The sequence below is a fragment of the uncultured Arthrobacter sp. genome, assembly GCF_964021775.1.
GTDB lineage: Bacteria > Actinomycetota > Actinomycetes > Actinomycetales > Micrococcaceae > Arthrobacter.
The window spans coordinates 274,429-296,269 of the sequence record NZ_CAXHZI010000001.1 but is presented as its reverse complement, the minus strand read 5'-3'; the positions used below and the strand labels follow the sequence as shown (position 1 = coordinate 296,269).

Below are 21,841 nucleotides of genomic sequence, written 5' to 3'. Positions count from 1 at the left end.
CTGAGACCGTGGGCAGCTCTGCGAGCTCACCGGTTTGGCCTCATTGCGTCCACCAGGATGGTGCCCCTGCCCCGCTTCGGACGCGCGGCGTCAAAGCGGGGATCGGGGCTGTGCCGGCGGGGGAGTTGACGCCCCTGCCTGCCTTTTTATGATGCACAGCGCCGGGCGGCCCGCTCAAGCCAGACGGCGATTATTGCAGGTGAGACTCATCACAGAAGGGCGGGCGCCCCCGCAATCACACGTCGATGGTGACGACGGCGCGTTCGCCGGTGGTGTCCGCCCGCGCTCCGGTGGCGGAGCTGACGGCCCGGGACACGCAGCAGCACATCTTCGCCGCGGCGTGCTGCTGCCGCTCGCTGTAGAACACATCGCGGTGGTCGACGCTGCCCTGCAGGCCCAGCAGCCGGACTTCGCAGAGGCCGCATTCGCCCTTGCGGCAATCGAACATCATGTCCACGCCTGCGCCCTCGAGCGCTTCCAGCATGGACTCGCCGGGACCGACGGTCGTCTCCACGCCCAGCCGGGGCACGCGCACGACGAATTCCTCCGGGTCGAACCAGCCGCTGTTGCCGAACGTCTCGTACCGCAGGTTCGGCAGGCTCAGCCCGCGTGCGACCCAGCCGCGCTTCACCGCGTCCATCAGCCGGATGGGCCCGCACATGTAGAGTTCGGTCTCCGGGCCCACCCCGTCCAGCAACGCGTCGACCTTCAGCGCCGTGCCTTCGTCATCCACGTGCACCCGGAGCGCGTCGCCGTGCAGCGCTTCCAGCTGGGGCAGGTACGCCATGGCGGACCGGCTGCGGCCGGCGTAGACGAGGGTGTAGTCCGCCTTGATGTTGCGCAGCACCCGGGCCATATTGACCATCGCGGTGATGCCGATGCCGCCGGCGAGGAGCACGTAGCGCGGGGCCCCCACCCGGAGCGGGAAGTTCTGCAGCGGCTGGGTGATCTCCAGCTGGTCTCCGACCTCCAGGCTCTGCATAAAGACCGAACCGCCCCGGGACTGCGGTGCCCGGTAGACGCTGATGGCCACGAGCCGGCCGTCCTCGCTGCAGTCCACGACGGAGTAGGAACGCTTGTGCCGTTCGCCGTCGATGGTGACCATAACGTCGATGTGCGAGCCGGGCTCGGCCTTCTTTGGGAGCGACTGGGACAGGACCAGCCGGCGGGTTTCCGCGGTGACCGCCTCCGCCTCGACGACGGTGCCGGTCTGCCAGACCTCTGTGTTGCTTGCTGCCATGACTTTCTTCTAACTTCTCGCTGGGGCTTGGTGGCTCCGGGCTGGCCGCCCGGGGGCGGTCAGACGGTGGGGATGAGCCGGCCCTCGGCGGCGAGCTGGCGCTCGATCAGCCTCCGGACCCACATGCCGCCGGCGTCGATGTTGAGGTTGTAGAACTCGTAGTCCGGGTTGGCGTCGATCGCCTCCTGCTGGGCCTTGAGCATGGCCTCGTCCTCGCCGAAGACGCCGTTGACGCCGTTGCGGAGCTGGGTTGTGATCAGCTGGCTGTCCAGCCGGTAGTTCCGCATGAAGGCCCAGAAGTAGTGGCAGGTCTTGGCGGTTTCGGGGGAGATGGTGTTCATGACGAAGCCGTTGACGCCCTGGCTGCGGTCACCTTCCGGCGCCCCCGTGCCTGCCTTGGCGACGCCGACGTCGATGTTGATGGTCGACGGCGACTGGAAGGTGATGATCTGCCAGCGGTCCACCTTGCCCTCGAAGCCCGGGAACTTGTCGCGCATGTTCTTGAGCCAGAACGGCGGCGCATCGATGTCCAGCATCCAGCGGGACACGGTGACGGTGTTGCCCTCCTGGGTGACCTTGAAATCGGACTCGCTCAGCTCGTCCTGCCCGATCGAGGAGGAGTGGACGAACTCCTCGTGGGTGAGGTCCATCAGGTTGTCCAGCACCAACTGGTAGTTGCAAGGGGCAAAAATGGTCTCGCCGTCACCGGCCCATTCCTCCGAGCTCATCTGGTGCATGTCCGGGACGAGGGTGGGGTCGGCCTGGGTGGGATCGCCCAGCCAGACCCAGACGTACCGGTACCGTTCGATCACCGGGAAAGATGGCACGGTGGCGCTCGGGTTGATGGTTTCCTGCGCCGGCATGGAGACGCAGCGGCCGGCGGAGTTGTAGACGATGCCGTGGTACGGGCACTGGATCGTATCGCCGGCGAGCGTCTTCCCCATGGAGAGCGGGGCCAGCCGGTGCCAGCAGGCGTCCGCGAGTGCCACCGCCTTGCCGTCCTCGGTGCGGTAAAGGGCGAGCGGCCGGTCCGCGATCCGCCGGGACATCGGCTTCCGGGTCACCTCATGGTCCCAGGCGGCCACGTACCAGGAGTTCAGCGGATACCCCAGCACCTTGTTCGTGGTCGAACTAACGGACTGCATCATCGCGGTCATGTCATTCCTTCGCTATATCTATCTACATAGGTAGTGGTCTGCGTCACAGCATAACTATGTTGATAGATAGTGGCAAGGCCTAGGGGTTGAGCCTGTCGATCAGCTCCAGGCCGCGCTCGGCCCAGTGGACCTCGGCGTTGGCGCGCTCGATCATGCCCTCATAGGTGAAGATCTTGTAGCCGGCGATCTTGGCCCGGTCGGCATCCGGGGCCGTTTCGAGGCGGGCGGCCAGGATGGGATTCGTCCGGTCCTGCAGTGCGGCAATCATCTCCTGCCATTGCTGCGCGCGGGACGAGTGGTACGCAATGTGGGCGTGCAGCTGCGCCCGGGCCGCGTCCGGTTCGGCCCACTCGAGGTAGGCCGCCTTGAGGTGGATCGGGTCGCGCTCGCGGGTGTAGTCCAGCGTGGTGTTGATCCAGGCGCGGAACGCCTCAACCCCCTCCGGGGTGATGTGGTAGCGCTTCTTTTTACCCTTCTTGCCCCAGGGCTCCTCGACGCCGCGCAGCAGGCCGTCCTTTTCCATCCGGCGCAGCTCGGGGTAAATCTGCGAGTCCGGGGCGTGCCACACGTAGCCGACGGATTGTTCGAAGTGCTTGAAGACGTCGTAGCCCGTCAGGGGCTGGGACGTCAGCAGTGCCAGCAGGGCGTAGCGCAGGCTCACCTGCCACCGTTCCTCTCGGGTAGGGTCCGCCGGCCGCGGCGCGGCCACCGGGGTGCAGCTTTCTTAACACTCTTGTCAACTAACTATGTTCATAGTTACGCTGTGTCTCACGCCACATCTAGCTATCAGTATAGATAGTTGTCCGGACGCCGGCCCTTCGACGACGAGGTCCGGCAGCGGGCATCGGCCCCCCGAGCGGCGCACCCTGCCTCTCGGCACGCAACTTTGTACCCGCCCGGACTGTCCGCGGCCTCCAGAAAGTAGTCCCATGCAACTGCAAGAACGCATCGACGCGTCCCGCATGTCCCTGTACCAATGGCTGATCGTCGGACTGTGCATCATCCTCAACGCCCTCGACGGCTTCGACGTCCTGGCCATGGCCTTCACGGCCAACAGCGTCACCCGCGAGTTCGGCCTCAGCGGCGCCGAGCTGGGGGTCCTGCTCAGTTCCGGCCTGGTCGGCATGGCCATCGGATCCCTGGGCCTGGCGCCCTTCGCCGACGTGATCGGCCGCCGGCCGATGGTCTTGGTCTCGGTGGGCCTGGCGACCGCCGGCATGCTGCTCGCCTCCCTGGCGCACTCGGCGATGGAGCTGGGCATCTGGCGTGTTGTCACGGGCCTGGGCATCGGCGGCATCCTCGCCTGCACCAACGTGATTGCCAGCGAATACTCCTCCAAGCGGTGGCGCGGCCTGGCCATCAGCATCTACACGGCCGGCTACGGCATCGGCGCGACCCTGGGCGGCGCCGCCGCGGTGTCCCTGCAGGCAAACTTCGGCTGGCGCGCGGTCTTCGTTTTCGGCGGCATCTGCACCGGCGTCGTCCTGCTCCTGCTGGCGGTCCTGCTGCCGGAGTCGGTGGACTTCCTGACCAGCCGCCGCCCCCGCAACGTCCTCGAGCGCCTCAACAAGATCGCCCGCAAGATCGGGCAGCCCGAGGTGACGGAGATCCCCGCCCCCGCTGCGGTTGCGCAGCGCAGGAACAAACTCTCCGAGCTCTTCACCGCCGGCAACCGCCGCTCCACCTGGCTCGTCTGGCTGGCCTTCTTCGCCACCATGTTCGGGTTCTACTTCGTGAACAGCTGGACGCCGCGGCTGCTCGTCACCGCCGGCATGACCGAGAGCCAGGGCGTCATCGGTGGACTCATGCTCACCCTCGGCGGCACCTTCGGGTCCCTGCTCTACGGCCTGCTCACCATCCGCTGGAACAGCCGCAAGGTGATGATCGTGTTCGCCGTCCTCTCGGCCGCCACCATGGTGATGTTCATTTCTACCGCCGGCATCCTTGCCCTGGCGTTCGTCGCGGGCGGCATCGTGGGCATGCTGATCAACGGCTGCATCGCCGGCATGTACACCATCACTCCGGCCCTCTACGGCGCGTCCGTCCGGAGCACCGGCGTCGGCTGGGCGATCGGAATCGGCCGCGTCGGCGCGATCGTTGCCCCGCTCATCACCGGCGCCCTGCTGGACGCCCACTGGACGGCGTCCATGCTCTACATGGGTGTGGGGGTTGTGGTCCTCGTGGCCGGCGGCGCCGTCGCGGCGATGCGCCCGGCCACGCCGGAGCCTGCCGCGCACGACGACGCGGCGGAGGAAGTGCCGCTTTCCGTCTGACGCGGCGGCCGGGCCGGCCGGCAACCGGCACCAAAACATGAGAGGACGACGGCGGGAAGCTCCCGCCGTCGTCCTCTTGCGTTCTACCCGGTCTTAGGGAACACGGCGAAAGACACCGGTGTTATTAACAACGGACCCAAAATGACTACGAAATACACAGCACTGATAATCCCGGCCCGGATCAGCGAACCTGTCCGGCTGGACGCCATCGAGACCGACCAGCGCACCCTACAGGGCCTGGTAGGCGGAGACCTTGAAACAGTCACCCGCGGGAACTGGCACGTCTACCTCAACGCTGAAGGCGTGACGGCCAACCTCCCGGCGAACCTGCGCGCCGCACAGTTGATGTACGACTGCGGGCTGGACTTGTCCGGCGTTGCGCGAGGCACCGCCGTCATCCTCGGCCACGGCGACCACGGCCAGGACGCCGACGTCCCGCAGCACCTGATCCGGCTGGCGGAGGAGTTCTTCGATACGCCGCTGGTCGCCTGACCGGTTGGGCTGTTCAGTAACAGCGGACTTCCCGTGACCGGACCTGCTGCGCGAAAGAGAATGTGCCTTCAACGAGGCTGAGCCTGCCGCGGGATCGCGACAGGCTCAGCCGTTCGAGGGTTGCAGTTCAGTACTACGGCTGCAGCACGCTCTTGGGCAGCCGGTGAACCGTGACTGCCCCCACCGGGGTGAACGGGTGAAGAGGATCCGGCGTCGAAGATCCGGTTGGGCCTCCGAGCCGGGAGTCGCCGACGGCACTCAGCACTGCGTAGGCGTCGTCCGGCTGCCAGCCGTGGTTCGTGAGGAGGAAGTGGAACATGTCCTCGTAGCCGCGGGTGATGCTTTCCTGCACCGGGTCGCCCAGGCCGACGAAGAACCAGTCTTCGCGAGTTTCAATCCTGGGGGCGCGAAGATTCATCTCTTTGACAAGTTCGATGCTGATGACGGCTGTACCCTCGGCCTCGATGGCCACGAAGGATGATTCCCCCTCCGCCATGAGGGCATGGATGTCTCCGATCGAAAGGTAGGCGCCCTCCACCATGACGGGAAGGTAGACCTTCGAACCCGGCCGGCACCCAGTGAGGTCCATGTTGCCGCCCCCGGCGAAGCTGGGCATGACCGTCGAGTTCTCCCCCTCGGCCGGGGCAGTGCCGATGCAGCCGATCATGGGCTGGGCGTCGAAGACGTGGCGATCGGTCACGTGCACGCCGGCTGCATCTATCGGGATTCGGCGGGTGAACATCTTTTCGCCCATCACGTGCCGCAGCGCTCCCGTTCCCGGCAGGCTAACGGACCAGCCGAAGTCTTTGAGCAAGATCTCGTGAATGGTGACGATCAGGGCGTCTCCCGGCTCGGCTCCGTCCACGAACACCGGTCCGGTGACCGGATTGATGCCGACGGTGAGCCGGTCCAGGTCGTGGTGTTCGTGCAGCTCCGCGTAGACGGCGTCGCTCGTCTCGAAAGCGATCCGCTCTCCAGTTCCGGGTGCGATCCGAAGCGCGGGCTCCTCCTTCGCGGAGAAGGAGAATTTCCCGTGGGATTTGTCGAGGAAATGATCGGCGATGACGCTCACAGCTGGGACTCCGTTCCGCTCATTGCAGGCTCGGGATTGGTGCCGTTGTTCTCTGCCAGGTCCGGGGTTCGGCCGGTGAATTTGTAATATGCGAAGACTGCAGCGCCCACGACCAGCCAGATGGCGCCGCCAATTTTCGCCTCGGGCGCCGCATTCAGCAATACGTAGCCAATGATCAGGAAGCCCAGGATCGGAACCACGAGATGCAGCAGGTAGTTCTTCGATTTCTTGCGAACGACGTAGTGGACGATTACCGAAAGGTGCAGAAGCAGGAACCCGAACAGTGCGCCGAAGTTCACGAGAGCGGAAATGACGTCGATTTGCCCCACGAAGAACAGGACGAGAATCGCCGAGATGGCGGACACCAGGATGATGGCGTTCCGGGGCACCTGGCGGGTGTCGATCCGGGACAGGAACTTCGGCAGCTGACGGTCCCGGCTCATTGAATACAGCAGCCGCGAGGTAGCGGCCTGCGCTGCCATTGCGTTTGCAACACCGATAGCGAGCACGTTCACTACAAAGAATGCCGTCATCCAGCCACTGTTGGAGGCGGCCTCAACGACCGTGAAGAATGCATTGCCCACCTCGTCGTCGCTGAACGAGTCCCGGCCCGCGGCCAGTGCGCTGGCCAACCACGTCTGCAGGATGAACAGGAAAGCCACGAGGAACAGGGCCAGGATCATGGCCCGGCCAGCGGCGTTGCGGCCGCCCGTGGCCTCCTCTGCCATGGTGGAGATGCCGTCAAATCCCAGGAAACTCAACACGGCGATGGACAGCGCGGAGGCGATCAGCGGCCCCGTGACTTTGCTCGCGTCCCAGATCGGGTTCATTGTCAGCTCGGCGCCGGGGACGGTGTGACCGGCCAATGCATTGACGGCGATGACGACGAAGATCACGACAAAAATCAGTTCAATTGCAAGGAAGATGCGGTTCATCCGTTTGATCGAGCTGATCCCGAGCAGGTTGACGACGGTGTTGACCGCGACAAAGATCAGCGCCCAGAGCCAGCGCGGTGAATCGGGGAAGATCCCCACCATCGACTCGGCAGCGAACACGTACAGCAGTGTAGGGACGAGAAGGTAGTCCAGCAGTATTGCCCAGCCGGCGAAGAACCCGGCCGTGGGATGGATTCCGCGTCCCACGTAGGAAAAAACGGAGCCGGCGAGGGGGATGGACTTTGCCATCTGCTGATAGGCGAGGGCGGTAAAGATCATGGCGACCAGGCCGATCACGTAAACGAGCGGGACCATGCCTCCCGCCGCGTTGTAGACGACGCCGAAGATTGCCCACGGTGCGATCGGCACCATAAAGACGAGCCCGTAGACGAGGAGGTCCGTGGTGGATACCGACCGCTTTAGTTCCTGCTTGTAGCCGAAGGCCTCGAGTTGCTGTTGGGCGCTGAGTTCAGGGGGGCTGGATGAGTTTGCCATCGAAATCTTTCTGGGAGTGAGGGAGTAGTAGTTGGCGCTAAGAGGGGACTTGGTGGTCGTGGCGGGCCAGGTGCGCGGCAATGACGCTCCGAAATGCCTCGGGCTGCTCGAGGTGCGAGCAGTGGCTCGCTCCGGGGAAGACGTGACTGGCGGCATCCGGAATATTGGCGATGAACGGCGCCCAGGTAGCGGGGGTTGCCTCGTCAAATTCGCCGGCTACTACCAACGTCGGGGCGGTTACCCGGTGGAGCCGGTCGATGATGCTCCAGTCGCGAAGCGTTCCGATGACGTGGAACTCGTTAGGGCCGTTCATCGTGTGGTAGACCGTCGGTTCGGCCTCCATTTGGGCCACGCTCTCCTCGAAATCTGCTGGAAAGGGCGTGATGCGGCAAACATGCCGCTCGTAGAACGCGGAAGCCGCAGCAAAGTATTCGGGTGTCGTCACCGTGCCCGCGTCCTCGTGGAACGTCAGCGCGTCCTGGACTTCCCGGGGCAGCTGCTCCCTGAGCTCCGTGGCGGCCTCAGCCCAGAGTCCCATCGAGGCGGGCGAGTTGCAGATGGAAAGGCTTGCCAGCCCCGGTGGCTGGCGCACGGCGATTTCCGCGCCCAGCATCCCACCCCAGGACTGCCCGAGAAGATGAAAGTCGCCGAGACGGAAGTGCGCGAGGAGGTTGAGGAACTCGTCGACAAACAACTGCGGGACCCAGAAGTCCGCCGGAGCGTCGGGCAGATGCGAGCTGTTTCCACAGCCCAGCTGGTCGTACAGGATGACGGTGCGCCCGGTGGACGTCAATTCCTCAAGGTTTTTCAGGTAATTGTGGGCCATGCCCGGGCCGCCGTGAAGCACAACGAGGGGGAGCGCGCCCGGCACCGGGATGTCTGGGGTGAAGCACGCGGCCCAGGTCTCCCATTGGCGGAACGGAATTCGGTGGGTTGTGAGGGTTGTCACTCTGGATCCTTTGGTCGGACGTGAGGATCATCTTCGCGCACTAATGGTCTAATTCCAAGACCTTTTAGGAATATGTATAAGTTGGTGCCATGGGCAAGAGCAAAGACGACAGTCCCGAGGGGGCGCTGGACATGCCTCTGGCCGCTGTTAGCAGGGCCGATGAAATCACCGACCGCCTAATCACAGCGATCGCTGTGGGCGAGTACTTGCCCGGCGCGCGCTTGCCATCGGAGCGGGATCTGGCCAAATCCTTGCACGTTGGAAGAATGACGGTTCGAGCCGCCATCGGCCGGTTGGTTGATCAGGGACTGCTGTCTACCCAACGCGGCCGTGCCGGCGGGTCGTTCGTCCGGGAACAATGGACGGCGGTGTCCAACGCCTCCGTGCAGAGAACACTCTCGTCCCGCTGGGAATCATTGCGCGACACCTGCGAGGCCATGGGCCATCTACATGGCGCGATCGCCCGAGCAGCAGCGGAGAACCGAACCGATGCTGATACCGCTGTTCTGCGGGAACGGCTGGAATCCTACCGGGTGGCCGAATCGGGCAGCGCCTCGCAGAAGGCCGACGCGCGCCTCCACATGGCTATTGCAGAGGCCGCCCACAACGTGACCCTGACGCGGATTCTCTTGGAACTCGAGGCCCAGATCGGGCTCGCTGCGCCAGCCCATCTCTGGGGTTTCGCTGAGGGAATGCGTGAGATGGAGCTCCGCGCGCTGGCTGATCATGAGCGGCTCGTTGATGCCATCTGTGCGCAGCGCCAGGCGGAGGCGGGAACGATAGGTGTTACGCATGCACGGATCGATATCGAGCTGCTGGAAGCTGCGCTGACCCGGGCCGGCTCCAACTAGGGGACCCAAATCGTGGCTGTCGACTGTCCGACCGGGGAAACGTCCCTACGCTTGGTGCGCAGCGTACTGCCCAACGTTGCGTCCAAGAGCAGGCACGAACAGCCTGTCATGGCCCCGGTGTCCCTCGTCCTGGCCGTACTGGCGTTCAGTATCGCCCTGGGCTAGCGGCGCCTTCCACCCTGGCGCTCCCGCGCAGCGCCTACTTGCCCGTCGCCGTCGCCGTCGGCTTGGCCGTCGGCGTCGCGGACGCCGTCGCCGGCGGTGACTGGAGCTGGGTGGCGGTGAGTTTCATCCAGGGGGAATCCGGGGCGCCCTCAAGCATGGCCTGCGGGCTGTCGGACTGTGTCCACCACTTGGCCTCGAAGGCGTAGCCGTCGAACAGGATCCGCGAGCCGCGCTGGTAGACCGTTTTGGCGGACCAATCCGGGTAGGTGCCGGCCGGAATGGTCGTCCGCGGACTGGGCCGGTCTCCCGGCAGTACCGGGCCGATCAGCTTCCACGGGGCGGCGGCGCCCTGCACCACGGGGTTGTCCGGGCTGTCGCCCTGCGTCCACCATTTGGCTTCGTAGACGTTGGCGTGCCACACCGTACGGTCGCCGACGACGTAGCGCGCGGTCTCGTTCCAGACCGGGTAGGGGCTGGTCGAGGGGTCGTCCGTGGCTGTGGCCGTCGGGGTGGCGGAGGCGGACGGCGCCTGAGCCGCGGCCGAACCCGTGGGAATGACGTCGGCGCCCAGGACGGTGGCGAAGGAAGCGTCGCCCTGCTTGACGCCGCTGCAGCTGTCGGAAACCTTGGTGACGTCCGGGTAGTTGCTGCCGCAGGTCCGGTCGCGGTTGAGCGACCACATGGAGACCCGGCCCACGCCCTTGGATTTGGCATAGGCGTTGAGGGCAGCGGCGTCGTCCAGGGTAAAGATCTCCCCGGCGATGTCGTTCTGCCCGATCATCGGGGTGATGCCGAGCTTGCGCCAGGCCGTGTCCGTACCGAGGTCCTCGCCGTTTTTGCGGAAGAGCGACTGCAGTTGCGTGTGCGCTGCGTCGGCCGCGGAGGCGGACGCCTGGTACATGGTCTGGCCGGCGGCCTTGCTGCCGCCGAAGTCCATTGTCATGATGTTCACGCCGGCCAGTTCGACGCCGGCGCCCAGCGTGCGGGAGACGAGGTCCCGCCCCGCCTGCGTCAGTCCTGCCGGGTCAGCGGGGAGGGTCAGCCACACCTCGAGGCTCTTCCCGCTGCTCTTGCGGTCCTGTTGGAGGGCGGCCACGGCCTTGGCGCGCCGGTCGATGGACGCCGTGTCAGAGAGTGCTGCTCCCTCCACATCAAGGTCGATCGAGCGCAGGTCGTAGCGTTCGACGACTTCGCGGTAGGCACTGGTGAGCTTGTCGGCGTCGGTGCACCCGACGGCTAGTTCGTCGTTGCTCAGGCCGCCGAATGACACGGAGACGGTGCCGCCCACCTGGCGCAGCCTGGCGATCCGCCGGTCCAGGTCCAGATCCGTTTCGGCCTGGGCAAGGCTGTAGAAGGCTCCCCACGACGGCGCGCAGGGATCCTGCTTGTCCGAAACAATGAAGGACAAGACGGCACCCCTGGCCTCGGGGCTGGTCGGCGATTCGAACGCAAACCTGGGCGTGGCCGTCACATCGACGTAGCCGGAGAACACCGAGGGGATCGAGGACGCTGCATTGGCGTCCTGGAAGGAGCGGAGCCCCAGATACGACCCGCCCGTGAGGGCCACCAGCACCAATACGAGAATTCCGAGCCGCAGTTTAGAGAGACGGCGCCCGGGAAAGCGGTTCGACACAGATATACCCCAATGCTTGTCAAAGTGTGGTGCTCCAACCCCTCCACGCGGATTCGCGGCCAAATATTCTGCCGCTGGCCAGGTGATAAAGCCGGGGGACAAGTTATTTGGGGTCGTGCGCTTAGTATAAGGGCAGGCCGCACCCCGAATTGACGGGAAGGCGGCCTGACGTGTGTCCGCTGGGGGTGCACATGATGTGGATGGGGATGCATGTCTGACCTCTTGACCGTTCCGCGGCCTGACGACACTACGGCCGACGAGCAGGCAACGAAGAGCCGCAAGCGCCAATGGGGCGCGGAGCGCCGCTCGGAACCGCTGGCGATCGTGCACCCGGAGCCCTCGCGCCGCAAAATCATTTGGGGCCGCATCGGCATCGTGGTGACGGTGCTGGCCTGGGCCGCCTACGTGGTGACCACGGTGCTCAGGGCGCTGATCAACGATCCGACGGCGGGCTTCCGGTTCCGGGCGGAGGCAGTTTCTTACGTCGTCGTCGTAACATTCCTGACTTTTTCGGCGCTGATGTACCTGCTGGCCCGGCAGGGCGCCCTGAACCGCTTCCGTGAGCACCGCCGGGTTCCCCGCGGGGAACTGGACCGCCACTTCGCCGATTACGAGGACGCGGTCACGGTCCTCGTCCCTTCCTATGCCGAAGAGCCGCAGGTGGTCCGGGCCACGCTCTGGTCCGCTGCGCTGCAGGAATTCCCCGATCTGTCCGTCGTCCTGCTGCTCGACGACCCGCCGTCCCCCACGGACCCGGACGACCAGGAACGGCTCCAAGCCACGCGGGACCTCGCGGCCAGCATCACCCGGACGCTCAAGGAGCCGTCCGAGCGCTTGAACGCCGCGAGCGACGCCTTCAACCGCCGGAGCGGCGAAGGGAAGGCCGGCGGGGAGCTGCCGGCGCTGATCGAGGAGTACGAGTACGCCGCCGGCTGGCTGGAGGGCATGGCCGAGGCGGAGCGGGTTGAAGACCACGTCGATGAATTCTTCGTGGATCTGGTGCTGATGGGCCTGGCCCGCGAGCTGCGGCTGGTCCTGACGGCCCTGTATGCGGCCAAGGCACAGGGCGCCGAGCCCGAGCCGGCACGCATGCGGGAGCTCTACGCGCGGCTGACCTGGATCTTCAACGCCCGCGTGTCGACTTTCGAGCGCAAGAAGTATGCGAGCCTGTCGCACGAGGCGAACAAGGCCATGAACCTGAACTCCTACCTGAGCCTCATGGGGCACCGGTGGCAGAAAGAACAGACGGCCGACGGGACGGTGCTGCGGCCGGCGGTTAAATCCGCCGCTGACGACCTCGTGATCGAGGACAGCACCTACGTCCTGACCCTCGACGCCGATTCGCTGCTACTGCGGGACTACTGCCTGCGCCTGGTCCACTTCCTGGAATCGCCCGGCAACGAACGGGTCGCCGTCACGCAGACGCCGTACTCCTCGTTCCGCGGCGCGCCGACGCGCATCGAACGGGTCGCCGGAGCCACCACCGATCTGCAGCACATCCAGCACCAGGGGATGACCCGGTACGGCGCCACCTTCTGGGTGGGCGCCAACGCCGTGATTCGCAAAATCGCGCTTGAGGACATTGTGGAAGTCTCCTCCGAGGGCGGATTCGAGGTGCGGACCTACATCCAGGACCGGACCGTCATTGAAGACACCGAATCCAGTGTGGACCTGGGCCGCGAAGGCTGGGACCTGGTGAACTATCCCGAGCGGCTGAGCTACAGCGCCACACCCCCGGACTTCGGCTCCCTGGTGGTGCAGCGCCGCCGCTGGGCCAACGGCGGGCTGCTGATCCTGCCGAAGCTGTGGGACACCATCCGGCACCGCCGCGGCCTCGACAAGGATGTCCGGGCGCGTGAAATCATGCTGCGCGTCAACTACATGGCGTCCCTCACCTGGGCCAGCTTCGGCCTGCTTTTCCTGCTGGCCTACCCCTACGACAGCCGGCTCCTCAGCCCGCTGGTGTTCGCCGCGGCGCTGCCGTACTTCCTGGCCATGGGCAGCGACCTGCGCGAATGCGGCCACCGGTTCAGCGACATCTTCCGGATCTACGGGTTCAACCTGGTGCTGATGCCGGTGAACCTGGCCGGCGTGTTGAAATCGCTGCAGCAGGCGCTGACCGGGGACAAGATCCCGTTCGCGCGCACCCCGAAGGTCAAGGACCGCACGGCCGCCCCGGCGCTCTTCGTGATCGCGCCGTATGCGATCGTGGCGTTCTCCCTGTTCACCGTGTACCGCGATTTCATGCAGCAAAACTGGACCAACGCGGCCTTTGCGGCGTTCAATGCGGTCATGGCCGCGTACGCGATCCGCGCCTACATGGGGATCAGGAACTCGATCGTGGACATCTTCCTCGGGGTGCTGAACTGGCTCTACGTCAAGCCGAAGCGGGCCGCGCCGGCACCGCCGCAGATCATTCCGAAGTCCCCGGAGGAGGTCGACTGGGCGTCGATCCTGTACCACGGCGACCGCCGCCTCAACCGCGACCTGCGCGGCAAAAAGGACCGGCGCAAGCGGGCCGGTGTCCGCTGACTGCCGGTTTTCTGCCCGGGCCGTGCCGTGTTGCCGCCGTTCACGGCACGGCCGCGCCTAGACTTGGCCAGATGATGCCAGAACCAATGCTCGCTGCCGACGGGAAGAACTCCCTGCGCATCAGCGACGGCATCCTTGAGTCCGTCTGGACCCCCGGTTCGTTCGTGGACGTCGACGACGCCCGCGATGCCATGAGCGCCACCGAACGGATCAGCCAGGGCAGGCGGCTGCCGATGCTGTCCGTCATGACCGACGTGGAGATCAGCGCCGCCGCCCGGTACGAGTTCGCCAAGTCGGTCGACGTGGTTGCGATCGCGGTGCTGGGATCGAGCGCGGTGGACCGCGTGGTGGCCGCGGCGACCAGCCGGGACACCCGGTACCCGCACGAATTCTTCACCTCGCGGGTAGAGGCCGTGGCCTGGCTGAACAGCTTCGTGAACACCCCTGACGCAGAGGTGCTTCCGGAACAGCCCGCGACCATAACTCCCTAGGCCGACCCTTGCCGGGACTGCTACTGTCCGGGTAAGAGCGGCATCACAGCAACAGCTTCAGTTGTGAGCGAGGGAATCAGCATGACGGTTGCCGAAATCCAGGTCGACCAGCGCGTGATCGGCATCGACTCGCGGCGCTTCGCCTCGGTGGAGAAGGCGCTGGTGGAGCTGATCACCAACAGCGACGACAGTTACGCCCGGCTCGAAAAGACCGCCGCCCACGTGAGCGGCCGGATCCTGGTGCGGTACGAGCGGCACCTTACCGGGGCCGTGCTGATGGTCAGCGACCAGGCCGAGGGCATGACCTTTTCGCAGGCCGGCCGGATCGTCAGCTACGGCGGCGCGCACAGCCCGCTCGCGCGCGGCGAGGGCGACGGCCGCGGCTACTTCGGCCGCGGCCTCAAACAGGCGATCTTCGGCCTGGGCCACGGCTGGATCGAGACCATCCAGGCCGGGCGCTTCACCCGGATCGACGTCTTCCGCGGGCAGAACGGCGGCTACCTTTACGACGACGGCGGGGAGGACCGCCGCGCGTTCCCGGCCGACTACGCCCGGCTGGGCCTCGACGAAGCACCGGCCGCCAGCGGCACCCGGGTAAGCATCGTCGTCGACAATCCCCGCGTCCGCATCACCCAGTACAGCACCCTGCTGCAGTCCCTGTCCGACAACTTCTACCTACGCGCGGTGCTGGACCGGCGGAACGTGGAGCTGGAGCACGGGCAGCCGGGCTCCGGCGAGAACCGCCGCGACCCGGTCCGGTTCCAGGGACCTCCGGCGGACCTGCTGCTGGGGCCGGACCAGCCGGGAAGCGTCAGTTTCGAGGGTCAGGCGTACCCGTTCTCCCTCACGCTCAAACGCGCCACGGACACCGAGCTGACACTCAAAGGCGACGAACGCACCAACGGACTGGTGGTGCTCTCCGGGAAGGCGGCCCTGGATTGCCAGCTGTTCGCTTTCGAAAACCAGGTGGGCACCGAGTACCTTTTCGGCTCCGTCACCTGTGACGCCCTGACCGGGATGCTGGGCCGCGGCCGGGCGATCATCAGTGACGAGCGTGAGGGCCTGAACCCCCGGGACCCCTTTGTGGCCGCGTTCTCCCAGGCCGTCAGCCGGATGATCGCCGGGGCCGTGCAGGCCGAGAAGGAAAAGCTGACACACCTGGAGCGGGCCACCACCTCCGGCCGCACCGCCGAGATGATCGAGCAGCTGCTGCAGCACATGAGCGAGGCGGCCGTCGTCGACCTGGGGCTGGAAACGGCACCGGCGCCGAGCAGCGGCGACGGCCGGCCGGCGGGGGAGCAGCCCGCGGCGCTGCGCTTCACCACCCCCTTCTACTACCGCCCGCCGGGGCACCCGTTCCACATCGCACTGCTCGTGGACCCGGCGCAGTTGCCCGACGGCGGGACGCTCACCTTCGAGCTGGAGCTGCCCGGCTCGCTGCGGATCGACCCGGCCCCGGCCCCGGTCGCCGTCGGCGCGCTGGGGGACACGGGGCGGCTGGAATGGACCGTGACCGGGGAGCAGCCCGGCGACCGGGGCGAGCTCACCGTCCGGGCGGGCGACTACTGGGCGCTGTGTGAAATCGTCATCGCCGACCACGCGTCGCAGCATGTAGCCGACCAGCCGCCGCACCCCGCGGTAGCCGCCGTCGAGGCCGCGCCGGCGCCGCACCGGGAAGCCCACCGCCCAAGCCGGGACCACGGCGTCGACCTCTTCACCGGCTACGAATTCCGCAGCCTGCATAACAGCCCGGACCGCGCCGTGTACAGTGCCGCGGACCGCAAGGTCATCATCAACACCGCCGCGCCGACCGTGCAGCTGTACGTCGATGGCCGCGGACGGTTCCGCGATTCGGCCCGGCTGCTGCTGGCCGAACTCTTCCTGGACGTGATCGCGGACGAGCTCGCCCGGCGCCGGGCCGAACAGCACGGCCACGCCGGAGACCTTGAGGCGTTCAAGAGCGCCAAGCGGGACATCATCCGCCGTTACGGCAGCGACATCCACCGGACGTTCCTGGGGTGAGCTGCCGGTGCGCCATTGACACCCCCGAACGGCCGGCCTATCCTACAACCAAATGGTTGTAGATCAGTTGAACGATGAAGCGGTGGACCGCCTGTTTCAGGCTCTTGCCGACGCCACCCGCCGGGACATTGTGCGGCGGGTGACCGCGGGGGAGTACTCCGTCTCCGGGCTCGCCGCGCTCTACGCCATGAGTTTCGCCGCCGTCCAAAAGCATGTGGCGGTGCTGGAACGCGCCTCCCTGGTGACCAAGGAGAAGCGCGGAAGGGAGCAGATTGTGCGGGCCAACCGCGACGGGCTGCAGCAGGCCCGCGGCCTGCTCGACGAGTACGAGGTCATCTGGCGGCAACGGACCGAACGGATCGCCGACCTGCTGGCCGAAACGGATCCGCAGGCGGGCCAGTGAGTGGCAGGTAAGGCAGAAACCAGCGAAACAGAAGGATAGGAAGGGTTGATCATGACAGTCATTAGTTCAGTCAAGAATCTTGAAGCACTCAGCCTCAGCGTCGTCGCGGAGTTCGATGCCGGCGTCGAGCGTGTCTGGCAGATCTGGGAAGACCCGCGCCAGCTCGAGCGCTGGTGGGGCCCGCCCACCTGGCCGGCCACCTTCGAGAAGCATGACTTCGTCCCGGGCGGGGCGGCCAGCTACTACATGACCGGACCAGGCGGGGAGAAAGCCCGCGGCTGGTGGCGGTTCGTCGCCATCGACGCCCCGCACAGCCTGGAGTTCGACGACGGATTCTCGGACGACAACGGCGACCCGGTCGCGGAGATGGGCGCGATCCACGGGACCGTGACGCTGGAACCGATCGGCGACCGGACCCGGATGACCGTGCTGTCCACCTTCGAGACGGAGGAGCAAATGGAGAAGATCGTCGCCATGGGTATGGAGGAAGGCATGAAGGGGGCCTTGGGCCAGGTCGACGCGATCCTCGCCGAGCACGCCAACGCCTGACCGATGGGCCATCGCGGCACAGCGTTAAGGCGGGAGGACGGGGCAGGAGGACGACACCGGGGTGGGCCCCGCCGTCGTCCTCCCGACTGTGGCGGGCCGGCTGCCTGCTTAGTTGTTGACGGCCGCGTACAGGTTCAGGCTGGCCGAGAACACCAGCCACGAGACGTATGGCAGCATCAGCACCCCCGCGGTCGTGCTGATCGGTCCGAAGTGCAGCACGGCCACGGTCGCAAACACGGCATGGGCGGCGATCAGCAGCAGAGCCAGCCACAGGGCCGCGGTGCCCATCATCGGGTACAGGCCGAAGAACATCAGCGGCCACGCCAGGTTCAGCAGCAGCAGGGCGCCGTAAACCTTGAGCGCATCCCGGCGCGGGAAGAGCCGCTGCCGCCACACCAGCCACGCCGCCACCGCCATGGCCGCGTACAGCACCAGCCAGGCCGAACCGAACATCCACCCGGGCGGGGTCCACGGTGCCGTGTCCGCGGACGCGTACCAGGCGCCGTTCATTCTGATCGGCAGGGAGCCCAGCAGCGATACGGCCCAGGAGGCCGCCAGAAAGCCGATCAGGGCCGCAATCTGGCGCCGCCGCGGGCCGGTGCCGGGGGCAAGGGTGCCCGGGGCGCTTTGTTCAACGTTCAAGAGCACTGAATCACTGTGGACAACCGCGGACCCTTCCGTCAAACTGCGACGTCGGAACCGTCCCCCGCCGCCCTGTCCGGAGGGCGCTGCCCCGGTTAGGCTGGCGCTGTCAGGATCGTTTTACGTCTGGAAGGACATCATGGGCAACGAAGCTTCATGGCAGGAAACCATCACTCCGGGGCGTTTCGCCGGTAAGACCGTCATCGTCACCGGCGCCGGCTCCGGCATCGGCCTGGCCACTGCGCTGCGCGTCGCGAAAGAGGGCGGCAGGGTCATCGCGGCGGACATCAGCAAGCAGCGGTTGGATGACCTGGTGGCCGAGAACGCCGGCCTGGACATTGTGCCGGTGGCGGGCGACATCTCCACCGAGGAAACCGTCGCCGCAGTCGTCTCCGCAGCGGGCGGCCGCGTGGACGCCCTCGCAAACGTCGCCGGCATCATGGACAACTTCGCCCCGATCCACGAGGTGGACGACGCCGTCTGGGAGCGGGTCTTCCGGATCAACGTCACCGCACTGATGCGCCTGACCCGGGCCGTGGTCCCGCTGATGCTCCAGGCGGGCACCGGGTCCGTGGTCAACGTCGCCTCCGAGGCCGGGCTGCGTGGATCCGCAGCCGGCGCTGCATACACCGCGTCCAAGCACGCCGTCGTCGGGCTGACCAAAAACTCCACGGTCATGTACGGGCCGAAGGGCCTTCGCTTCAACGCGGTGGCCCCCGGCGCCACGCTCACTAACATCGTGGCCGACTGGGGCTCCCAGCTCGCCGCCGAGCGCCTTGGCCCGCTGATGGGCGCCAACATCCCCACGCCCGCCACCGCGGCGCAGCTGGCAGCCTCGATCACCTTCCTGCTCAGCGACGACGGCACCAACGTCAACGGCGCCATCCTCGCGTCCGACGGCGGTTGGTCCGCGCTGTAGGTGTCGCCCCGCCGAACTTGGGGGGGGCGCTCCCTCAGGTCCTGCGGAAATCTGGGGGACGCTCCTCAGGTCCTGCGGAAATCTGGGGGGACGCTCCCTCAGGTCCTGCGGAAAACTGTCGGACGCTCCCTCACGTCAGCTGAGGGAGCGTTTGTCGATGCGGCGCCTCAGCTGAGGGAGCGTTTGTTGATCCGGCGCCTCAGCTGAGGGAGCGTTTGTTGTTTGGCTGCCGGAGCTGAGGGAGCGTCGTGATTCGCTCCCGCCCGAAGTTCGCGAAATGATGTGGGCATGGAGCACACTGACCAGCAGCCCTGGGTGAAGAACTACCAGCCGGGGGTCCCGGCCGAGATCGAACTGCCCACGGAGTCGCTCGTCGCGATGTTGGAGCGGTCCGTGGCCGAGGCCGGCAGCGCCCCCGCCCTGGAATTCTTCGGCCGCCGGACCAGCTACACGGAGCTCGGCGAGCAGGTGGACCGGGCCGCCGAGGGCCTGCGCCGGCTCGGTGTCCGCGCCGGGGACCGGGTGGCCCTGATCCTGCCGAACTGCCCGCAGCACGTCGTTGCCTACTACGCGGTGCTGCGTCTGGGCGCCGTCGTCGTCGAACACAACCCGCTGTACACCTCCCGCGAACTCCGCCACCAGTTCGAGGACCACCAGGCCCGCGTGGTGATCGCCTGGGACAAGGCTGCGGCCGCCATCCGCGAGTTCCCCGCGGACATCGAAATCGACCACGTGGTCTCCGTGAACCTGCTTGACGCGTTCCCCGCCATCAAGCGGCTCGCCCTGTCCCTGCCGTTCGGGAAGCTGCGCGAAACGCGGGCCTCGCTGACCGCCCCCGCACCGGGCACCATGCCGTGGAAGCACCTCCTGGGCCACGGCCGGATCGACCCCGCCCACCCGCGCCCGGCGGTGCAGGACCTCGCCGCGATCCAGTACACCTCCGGGACCACCGGCCGGCCCAAGGGGGCGATGCTCACGCATTTCAACCTGTACTCCAACGCGCTGCAGGGCGAGGCCTGGATGGCCGGCGCGGAGTACCGCAAGGAAATCTTCTACGCGATTCTGCCGATGTTCCACGCCTTCGGCATGACCCTGTACCTGACCTATGGCATCCGCAAGCAGGGCCTGCTGGTCCTGTTCCCGAAGTTCGACCCGGACCTGGTGCTGGACGCGATGAAGAAGTCGCCCGCCACCGTGTACTGCGCGGTCCCGCCGATCTACGAGCGCACCGCGATGGCCGCGAAGGAGAAGGGCGTCTCGCTGCGGTCCTGCAAGTACTGCATCTCCGGCGCCATGAACCTGCCGGACCACGTGGTGGAGCTCTGGGAATCTGTCTCCGGCGGCCTGCTGGTGGAGGGCTACGGCATGACCGAATCCTCCCCGGTGGCGCTCGGCAACCCGTTCCACCCCACCCGCCGCACCGGCACCATCGGCGTGCCGTTCCCGTCGACCCTGATGAAGGTGGTCGACCTCGACGACCCGACCGTAGAGGTCCCGCAGGGCCAGCCGGGCGAGCTGTTGATCAAGGGCCCGCAGGTCTTCCAGGGCTACTGGAACAACCCGGAGGAAACCGCGAAAACCCTGACCGCCGACGGCTGGCTGCGCACGGGCGACGTGGTGACCGTGGACCCGGACGGCTTCACCACGGTGGTGGACCGGGCCAAGGAACTCATCATCACCGGCGGTTTCAACGTTTCGCCCACCGAGGTGGAGGCCGTGCTGCGACTGCACCCGGACGTCCGGGACGCCGCCGTCGTCGGCAAACCGCTGGAGCGCGGCGGCGAACTGGTGGTGGCCGCCGTCGAACTTGAACCCGGCACCGCCCTGGACGAGGACGCCCTGCGCGCCTACTGCCGCGAGCACCTCGCCGGCTACAAGGTCCCCCGTCGGATCGTCCCGGTCCCGGACCTGCCGCGCTCCATGCTCGGCAAGATCCTGCGCAAGCAGGTCCGCGAACAGGTCCTGCCGGGGCTGTAGTGATGGGCAACCCTACAGCGATCGACTTCGCCGCCGGGGCGCCGCGGCCCGGTGACCTCAACGTGTCCTGGATCCACGGCTCGGAGTCGGCCAAGCACAACACGGACCCGGAGATCCAGGTCCACGCCTACGACGAGCACACCTTCGTGCTGCGCCAGAACATGGCCGTCAATTACGAGGCACCGTTCATGTTCCTGCTCTTCGGCAATACCCGGGCCGTGCTGATCGACACCGGCGCCACGGCCTCCACGGAGTTCTTCCCGCTGCGCCGAGTGGTCGACGCCCTGGTGGACGAGTGGTTGGCGGCGCACCCGCGCGAGGGCTACGGGCTGCTGGTCCTGCACACGCATCCGCACGGCGACCACGTGGCCGGGGACGTCCAGTTTGCGGGCCGGCCGGACACCCTCGTGGTGGACGCGGGGCAGCGGTCCGCGCGGGAATTTTTCGGATTTGAGGACGACGGCGGCGCTCACGCACGCGCCGGTGTCGCCGACGCCGACGCCGTCGCCGGCAGCGGTGCCGATGACGCCGACGGCCAGCTTGCGCGGGTGGACTTGGGCGGCCGGGTCCTGCTGTGCTGGCCCAGCCCGGGCCACCACAGCGCGGCCGTCACGTTCTACGACCTCTATACCGGCGTCCTGCTCACCGGGGACACCGTCTACCCCGGCCGTCTCTACATCCACGACTGGCCGGCGTTTGTGGACACCGTGGACCGGCTCCTCGCATTCTGTGCCGCGCATCCCGTCAGCCACGTCCTGGGCTGCCACATCGAGATGTCACGGGAGCGCAGCGTCGACTACCCGATCTACACCACCTACCAGCCGGACGAACCGCCGCTGCAGCTGACGGTGGAGCAGCTGCGGGAACTGCGCCGGGCCATCGACGTCGTGGGCGGACGCCCGGGCCGCCACGTCTTCCCCGGCTTCATACTCTGCCTCGACGACGCGTGAAGTGCCCGCGCGAGATGACAGTTCGCGGCAATGTTTGCGCACAACACTGCCGCGACCTGCCATCTCGCGCGAAGGCTGAGGGCACGGACGCCTG

Annotated in this window: 19 protein-coding genes; 11 read left to right on the top strand and 8 right to left on the bottom strand. The window is 66.7% G+C overall.

Annotation, left to right across the window (positions count from 1 at the left end; genetic code table 11):
- Positions 1-235: 235 nt before the first annotated feature.
- The 3 genes from ABIN76_RS01375 to ABIN76_RS01365 all read right to left on the bottom strand — a co-directional run bounded on the left by ABIN76_RS01375 (position 236) and on the right by ABIN76_RS01365 (position 3,058).
- Complete coding sequence (locus tag ABIN76_RS01375) at positions 236-1,240, bottom strand: PDR/VanB family oxidoreductase (RefSeq protein WP_346957924.1); 1,005 nt, start codon at positions 1,238-1,240, stop codon at positions 236-238.
- A 59-nt stretch (positions 1,241-1,299) separates the two neighbouring features.
- Complete coding sequence (locus ABIN76_RS01370; RefSeq protein WP_346958036.1) at positions 1,300-2,388, bottom strand: aromatic ring-hydroxylating dioxygenase subunit alpha; 1,089 nt, start codon at positions 2,386-2,388, stop codon at positions 1,300-1,302.
- Between the two features lie 88 nt (positions 2,389-2,476).
- A complete protein-coding gene (locus ABIN76_RS01365; RefSeq protein ID WP_346957923.1) occupies positions 2,477-3,058 on the bottom strand; it encodes a PadR family transcriptional regulator in 582 nt (193 codons plus the stop codon).
- Positions 3,059-3,326: 268 nt separating this feature from the next.
- Between ABIN76_RS01365 and ABIN76_RS01360 the strand changes: the two genes are divergently transcribed.
- Positions 3,327-4,670 carry an MFS transporter gene (locus tag ABIN76_RS01360; RefSeq protein WP_346957922.1) on the top strand — a complete coding sequence of 448 codons (1,344 nt, stop codon included), beginning with the start codon at positions 3,327-3,329 and terminating at the stop codon, positions 4,668-4,670.
- 141 nt (positions 4,671-4,811) lie between these two features.
- Positions 4,812-5,162 carry a DUF3846 domain-containing protein gene (locus ABIN76_RS01355; protein ID WP_346957921.1) on the top strand — a complete coding sequence of 117 codons (351 nt, stop codon included), beginning with the start codon at positions 4,812-4,814 and terminating at the stop codon, positions 5,160-5,162.
- A gap of 133 nt (positions 5,163-5,295) precedes the next feature.
- Here the strand turns inward: ABIN76_RS01355 and ABIN76_RS01350 are convergent, their stop codons facing one another.
- Genes ABIN76_RS01350 through ABIN76_RS01340 form a run of 3 tightly spaced genes read right to left on the bottom strand, consistent with a single transcriptional unit; the run spans position 5,296 to position 8,613 of the window.
- Entirely contained in the window at positions 5,296-6,234 is a 939-nt protein-coding gene (locus ABIN76_RS01350; RefSeq protein ID WP_346957920.1) for an acetamidase/formamidase family protein, read from the bottom strand.
- Positions 6,231-7,664 (bottom strand): APC family permease, encoded by a 1,434-nt coding sequence (locus ABIN76_RS01345; RefSeq protein ID WP_346957919.1) that lies wholly within the window; start codon positions 7,662-7,664, stop codon positions 6,231-6,233. Before ABIN76_RS01345 ends, ABIN76_RS01350 begins: the two co-directional genes overlap by 4 nt.
- Positions 7,665-7,701: 37 nt before the next feature.
- Positions 7,702-8,613 carry a proline iminopeptidase-family hydrolase gene (locus ABIN76_RS01340; RefSeq protein ID WP_346957918.1) on the bottom strand — a complete coding sequence of 304 codons (912 nt, stop codon included), beginning with the start codon at positions 8,611-8,613 and terminating at the stop codon, positions 7,702-7,704.
- An 89-nt stretch (positions 8,614-8,702) separates the two neighbouring features.
- Between ABIN76_RS01340 and ABIN76_RS01335 the strand changes: the two genes are divergently transcribed.
- The gene (locus tag ABIN76_RS01335) at positions 8,703-9,464 is read left to right on the top strand and encodes a GntR family transcriptional regulator (protein ID WP_346957917.1); all 762 of its coding nucleotides are present in this window, start codon (positions 8,703-8,705) and stop codon (positions 9,462-9,464) included.
- 199 nt (positions 9,465-9,663) lie between these two features.
- On the opposite strand, the gene ABIN76_RS01330 is transcribed toward ABIN76_RS01335, so the two are convergent.
- On the bottom strand, positions 9,664-11,202 hold the full coding sequence (locus tag ABIN76_RS01330) for a chitinase (RefSeq protein WP_346957916.1): 1,539 nt from the start codon (positions 11,200-11,202) through the stop codon (positions 9,664-9,666).
- Positions 11,203-11,472: 270 nt separating this feature from the next.
- Between ABIN76_RS01330 and ABIN76_RS01325 the strand changes: the two genes are divergently transcribed.
- The 5 genes from ABIN76_RS01325 (at position 11,473) to ABIN76_RS01305 (ending at position 17,259) form a co-directional block, all read left to right on the top strand.
- The gene (locus ABIN76_RS01325) at positions 11,473-13,794 is read left to right on the top strand and encodes a glycosyltransferase family 2 protein (RefSeq protein WP_346957915.1); all 2,322 of its coding nucleotides are present in this window, start codon (positions 11,473-11,475) and stop codon (positions 13,792-13,794) included.
- Positions 13,795-13,865: 71 nt separating this feature from the next.
- Complete coding sequence (locus ABIN76_RS01320; protein ID WP_346957914.1) at positions 13,866-14,285, top strand: STAS/SEC14 domain-containing protein; 420 nt, start codon at positions 13,866-13,868, stop codon at positions 14,283-14,285.
- Positions 14,286-14,366: 81 nt separating this feature from the next.
- Positions 14,367-16,307 (top strand): ATP-binding protein, encoded by a 1,941-nt coding sequence (locus ABIN76_RS01315; RefSeq protein WP_346957913.1) that lies wholly within the window; start codon positions 14,367-14,369, stop codon positions 16,305-16,307.
- A gap of 52 nt (positions 16,308-16,359) precedes the next feature.
- Positions 16,360-16,710: a metalloregulator ArsR/SmtB family transcription factor gene (locus ABIN76_RS01310; protein ID WP_346957912.1), complete on the top strand. Its 351-nt coding sequence runs from the start codon at positions 16,360-16,362 to the stop codon at positions 16,708-16,710.
- Positions 16,711-16,761: 51 nt separating this feature from the next.
- On the top strand, positions 16,762-17,259 hold the full coding sequence (locus ABIN76_RS01305; protein WP_346957911.1) for an SRPBCC domain-containing protein: 498 nt from the start codon (positions 16,762-16,764) through the stop codon (positions 17,257-17,259).
- Between the two features lie 108 nt (positions 17,260-17,367).
- On the opposite strand, the gene ABIN76_RS01300 is transcribed toward ABIN76_RS01305, so the two are convergent.
- The gene (locus tag ABIN76_RS01300; RefSeq protein ID WP_346957910.1) at positions 17,368-17,907 is read right to left on the bottom strand and encodes a TspO/MBR family protein; all 540 of its coding nucleotides are present in this window, start codon (positions 17,905-17,907) and stop codon (positions 17,368-17,370) included.
- 133 nt (positions 17,908-18,040) lie between these two features.
- Between ABIN76_RS01300 and ABIN76_RS01295 the strand changes: the two genes are divergently transcribed.
- From ABIN76_RS01295 to ABIN76_RS01285, 3 genes are all read left to right on the top strand, one after another.
- On the top strand, positions 18,041-18,820 hold the full coding sequence (locus ABIN76_RS01295; RefSeq protein ID WP_346957909.1) for an SDR family NAD(P)-dependent oxidoreductase: 780 nt from the start codon (positions 18,041-18,043) through the stop codon (positions 18,818-18,820).
- A 288-nt stretch (positions 18,821-19,108) separates the two neighbouring features.
- A complete protein-coding gene (locus tag ABIN76_RS01290; RefSeq protein ID WP_346957908.1) occupies positions 19,109-20,797 on the top strand; it encodes a long-chain-fatty-acid--CoA ligase in 1,689 nt (562 codons plus the stop codon).
- 2 nt (positions 20,798-20,799) lie between these two features.
- Positions 20,800-21,747 carry an MBL fold metallo-hydrolase gene (locus ABIN76_RS01285; protein WP_346957907.1) on the top strand — a complete coding sequence of 316 codons (948 nt, stop codon included), beginning with the start codon at positions 20,800-20,802 and terminating at the stop codon, positions 21,745-21,747.
- The last annotated feature ends 94 nt before the right edge of the window (positions 21,748-21,841 follow it).